The 4582-nt window shown below is 61.5% G+C and carries 4 protein-coding genes; all 4 read left to right on the top strand.

Annotated features, from left to right (window positions below):
• Positions 1–203 precede the first annotated feature (203 nt).
• The 4 genes from EOA86_RS23270 to EOA86_RS23255 are packed head-to-tail and all read left to right on the top strand — an operon-like array spanning position 204 to position 4404.
• Positions 204–653 (top strand): EamA family transporter, encoded by a 450-nt coding sequence (locus tag EOA86_RS23270; RefSeq protein ID WP_127208979.1) that lies wholly within the window; start codon positions 204–206, stop codon positions 651–653.
• Positions 650–1657, top strand: coding sequence for an NAD(P)-dependent oxidoreductase (locus EOA86_RS23265; RefSeq protein WP_128343800.1), 1008 nt, complete (start codon positions 650–652; stop codon positions 1655–1657). The genes EOA86_RS23270 and EOA86_RS23265 overlap by 4 nt, the downstream gene beginning before the upstream one ends.
• A gap of 23 nt (positions 1658–1680) precedes the next feature.
• A complete protein-coding gene (locus EOA86_RS23260; RefSeq protein WP_128343798.1) occupies positions 1681–3153 on the top strand; it encodes an aspartate aminotransferase family protein in 1473 nt (490 codons plus the stop codon).
• A 21-nt stretch (positions 3154–3174) separates the two neighbouring features.
• Entirely contained in the window at positions 3175–4404 is a 1230-nt protein-coding gene (locus EOA86_RS23255; RefSeq protein WP_128343796.1) for a DUF2029 domain-containing protein, read from the top strand.
• Positions 4405–4582 lie beyond the last annotated feature (178 nt).

Here is a 4582-nt window from a genome sequence, read left to right as displayed (position 1 = left end):
ATCCCGCCTTCATGTCGAGTTTCTGGGCGCGAACGGCGAAAAAACTCGAGGCTCGGCGCGAAACCGCTGAAGCCGCAGAATAGATAAAATTAGAACAGTTCGTGATTAACGGTCTATAGACCAACATTTGCTTAAAACGTTTTGTGCTTCATGAAGCGTTTGCAGGTTTGTAATAGAACGGCTGAAGGGCTGGCGGAATAAACATGAAATACATCGTCTTCATTCTGTTCACGGTCATGACCAACGCCGCTGCGCAGCTCATGCTGAAGCAGGGCATGATGTCACTCGGTACGATCTCCTTCGAGGGCACCAATCCGTTGCTGAAGCTGTTGCAGATTGTCTTCAGCCCGTGGGTTTTCTTCGGCCTGTGCACCTTCGTCATCTCGATGGCTTCGCACCTCTATGTGCTGTCCAAGGTCGAGCTCAGCTTCGCCTATCCGTTCCTCAGCCTCGCCTATGTCGCCGTTGCTATCTTCGCCTATTTCATCTTCCGCGAAAACCTCAATGCCTGGCGCATCGCCGGCATCGCCTTCATCTGCGTCGGCACGGTGCTGATCGCCCAAAGTGGCCGGGACTTGGGCGATCGAGAGCACGAGGACGAGACGGCTGGCCTTTCCCCCGACAAGATTCACACCAGCGGGATTGTTCGATGAGACATGTGATCTTTGGCGGCGACGGTTTCGTCGGCCGCCACCTTGCCCCGAAACTTCTGGCCGACGGCGAGGAGGTGGTCGTCGCCGACATCGCCAAGAGCGACCTGCCGCATTACCGTTCGGTCCGATATGTCAGGTGCGACGTCACCGATCCGGCCTCGGTCGCTTCGGTCGGGCTGAAGGCCGACGACATGGTCTATAATCTTTCGGCGAAAATGCTGTCGCCGATCCAGGTGCGCGCCAAGCGCCACCAGTTCTTCTTCCCGGTGAACTTCCACGGCACCGAGCACATCATAAAGGCGATGGACAGAGCCGGCGCGCCCAAGCTCGTCCATTACACGACCGACATGATCTACGGCCATACGATCACGCAGCCGATGACCGAGGAACATCCGGTCGCGCCGCTCGGCGAATATGGCTGGTCGAAGCAGAAGACCGAGGAGCTGGCCGCCGAATGGCGCAAGCGCGGCATGTCGATCTCGCTGTTTCGGCCGCGCCTGATCATCGGTCCCGGCCGCCTCGGCATCCTCGAAAAACTGTTCAAGCTGATCGATTGGAATCTTCCGGTGCCTATGATCGGCTCGGGCAAGAACCCGTATCAGTTCATCTCGGTGTTCGACTGCGCCGAGGCAGCGCGCGCCGCCTGGAGAGCCGGCGTGCCTGATGAAGCCTATAATCTCGGTTCGCTCAACCCGCCGCCGGTCAGGAAACTGCTCGGCGATCTGATCAGGCATGCCGGGTCGAAGTCGATCCTGATCCCGACACCGGGCTGGGCAGTCAAGCGCACGCTCGACCTGCTCGATCTCTTGAACATGCCGATCATGGATCCGGAGCAGTATCTGATCGTCGACGAGGACTGCGTGCTCGACGTGTCCAAGGCCGAACGCCAACTCGGCTGGGTGCCGCAATATCGCGACGAGGACATGCTGATCGCCGCCTATAGCGAATACCGCGCCAAGAAAGACGGCCACGCCGTCGCCGCCAGACACGTGCCCGCCGAGTGATGGGCCAGCAGGAGACCCTTGAGATGACCGTCATGACGAAGCCAGACCACACGACTGCGCGCGCCACGGTCAGCGCGCCGGCGCTTTTGCCCGCCATCACCGCCAAGCCCGATTTGATCAGCGTCGAGCAGGCCAAGGCGATGGACGTCGCGCGCATGACCGACCTGTTCAAGGCGCATCTCAATCCCGGCCAGCTGCATTTCATGAAGCTGCTCGGCTTCCACAAGATCAAGATCGAGCTCGCCGAAGGCATGTTCTACATCGATCAGAACGGCCGCAGGATCCTGGATTTCTTCGGCGGCTTCGGCTCGCTGGCCTTCGGCCACAACCATCCGCGCCTTCTCGAAGCGCGCAAGAAGTTCCAGGAGGAGAAGCGGCAGGAGATCGCCATCGCTTTCATGTCGCAATATGCGGCCGCCCTGGCGAACAATCTCGCCAAATGCTCGCCCGGCGATCTCGACATGGTTTTTCTGGGCTCGTCCGGCTCGGAAGCCATGGAGGCGGCCGTGAAGCTCGCCGAGCGCGCCGCCGGCCCGAAGCGGCCAAAGGTCGTCTATGCCGAGAATTCCTTCCACGGCAAGACCAAGGGTGTGCTGGCGATCACCGACGGCTCGTTTTACCGCGCCGACTTCAAGGTGGCCGACAATGTCGCGCGCATCCCTTTCGCCGACATCGAAGCGGTCGAGCGCACCTTCCGCTCGGACCCGGAGATCGGCGTCATCGTGCTGGAAACCATCCAGGGTGGTGGCGGCATCATCCAGGCGCCTGCCGAATACTGGCAGAAGCTGCGTGCGCTATGCGACCAGTACGGTGTGCTGTGGGTCGCCGATGAAGTGCAGTGCGGCTATGGCCGCTCCGGCCGTTTCTATGCCTTCGAGCATTACGGCGTCGTTCCTGATGTGACGGCGCTGGCAAAATCGCTCGGCGGCGGCAAGGCGGCGGTCGGCGCGATGATTGCCAGGCGCGAGGTCTACATGAAGGCCTATGGCACGCCGAAGACGGCGATGATCCACGCCATGGCTACCTTCGGCGGCATGGGTGAGGCCTGCGTCACCTCGATCGAGGCGCTCAACGTGCTTTACGACGAGGGGCTCATCGACAACGCCGCTGTGACCGGCGACTACCTGCTGCAACGCCTTCAGGCGTTGAGGGAAAAATACCCGAAGATCATCAAGGAGGTCCGCGGCAAGGGCCTGATGGTCGGGCTGGAATTCCACGATTTTTCGCAGACCCTGCCGATGGTGCTGCGGCCGGTGGTCAGCGTGCTCGACGAGAAGCTGAAGGGATCCTTGTCCGGCTTCGTCGGAGCGCTGTTGCTGCGCGACTACGACGTGCTCGTCGCCTTCACCGAATACAACCGCAATGTCATCCGTCTCGAACCGCCGTTGATCTGCCAACGCGAACATGTCGACCGCTTTGTCGAGGCGCTCGACAGCCTGTTGTCGCGCGGCATCGTGTCGATCGTGAAGGATTTCGTCAAAAGCCAGGTCCGCTAGCTAGGTCCGCCGAGCGAAACCATGCTGACCAAATCTCCCGTTTCGACAAACCTGCTCGACCGGGTCACCGAGGCCGGTCTGGCATGGGGCGAGGGCACCTATGCGCGTCTTGCCGCACCGGTCGGCGCGGCGGCCTTCGCGCTTTACATCGTGTTGATCGCCGTGACGACATGGTTCATCCCCGACGCCAATTGGGACATGCTGCCCTACCTCGCGATCGCCGAGGAGGGCAGCTATCCCGATGTGCAGGCGCTGCACGACTATGCTTATGGCACGGTTAGGGACGGCGTCTCGGCGGGCGAGTACAAGACACTGACGGACGACAGCGGCGGCTTCCGCAGTCATATGGCCGGGAATGCCACCGACTTCCATTCGCTGCTCGGCATGTACCGGATCAAGTTCCTTTACGCCGAGATCCTTTCGACGATGAGTTCTGTGATGTCGCCGGTTGAGGCGATGCGTGTGATCTCAGTATTGTCGGTGCTGCTGTTCGGTGCGATCGCGCTGCTCTGGCTGCGGTCCGAAGGCGCCCTAGCGCTGGCGCCGGTCGCCGGCGCGGTGCTGATCATGGCCGAATTCGGTGACGCGGCGCGGGCAAATACACCTGATCTGCTATGCTCCGCGCTGTTCCTCGGCGGGCTTTTTGCGTATGTGCGCCGTCGCGAAGTGGCCACCGCGATCCTGCTTTTCCTCGCTTTCATGGCGCGGCCCGACAACATCGTCTTTCTTGCGATCTTCGCCGCATTGCTGGTCGCCTTCCGGCAGAAGGGGTGGGGCGCTCTGACCGGATTTGCCGCCTCCCTGGTCGCCTATTTCGCCATCCCGCATTGGGCGCAGCATCCCGGCTGGTGGCCGCATCTGTGGTTCTCCAGCGTCGAGCAGCACTACAACATGGACGGTTTCGATCCACCCTTCTCGGCTGTCGTCTATCTCCGGGCTCTTGCCGCCTCCCTGGTCCGCGCCGTCAGCCTGAACAGCTGGGTCGGCGTCTCGGTGCTGGCGCTGGCGGGGTGGTATGCGACCAGCCGCGCCGGCTTCAAGCTCGACCGCCGTGCCGGTATCCTGTTTGCGGCGCTGGTGCTCGGCGCGCTGGCCACGTTCACCGTCTTCCCCATCCACGACACCCGCATCTACTTTCCCTATCTGATCCCGCCGTTCCTGCTGCTCGCCGGCCCCTTCATGGCGCTGTGGGCGAGCATCGAACGGCGTCGCGCCCCAGTGTTGCACGTCGTTTCGGGAGATGAACCATGAGGTCCGTCTCCAGCCTGGTGCGCATCATTTTCCCTTGAAGCAGCTGATCTCAACTGCAGTGCTCCGCGTCCTTTTGGGCGCGTAAAGGACGCTGTGGAATTTTTCCGCGCATGATCCAGGCGAAAATCGATTCCGATTTTTCGGGGGCATGCGCCGGGGTCGCGCCGCACCTGTGGCG

The organism is Mesorhizobium sp. M5C.F.Ca.IN.020.32.2.1 (genome assembly GCF_004023105.1).
GTDB classification, from domain to species: domain Bacteria; phylum Pseudomonadota; class Alphaproteobacteria; order Rhizobiales; family Rhizobiaceae; genus Mesorhizobium; species Mesorhizobium wenxiniae.
The sequence above is the reverse complement of the archived record's forward strand: the minus strand, read 5'-3'. Positions and strand labels throughout refer to the sequence as shown.

Coding starts and splice junctions, on each gene's coding strand:
- EOA86_RS23260 (WP_128343798.1), top strand. CDS start 1,681: ATGACCGTCATGACGAAGCCAGACCACACGACTGCGCGCGCCACGGTC.
- EOA86_RS23255 (WP_128343796.1), top strand. CDS start 3,175: ATGCTGACCAAATCTCCCGTTTCGACAAACCTGCTCGACCGGGTCACC.
- EOA86_RS23270 (WP_127208979.1), top strand. CDS start 204: ATGAAATACATCGTCTTCATTCTGTTCACGGTCATGACCAACGCCGCT.
- EOA86_RS23265 (WP_128343800.1), top strand. CDS start 650: ATGAGACATGTGATCTTTGGCGGCGACGGTTTCGTCGGCCGCCACCTT.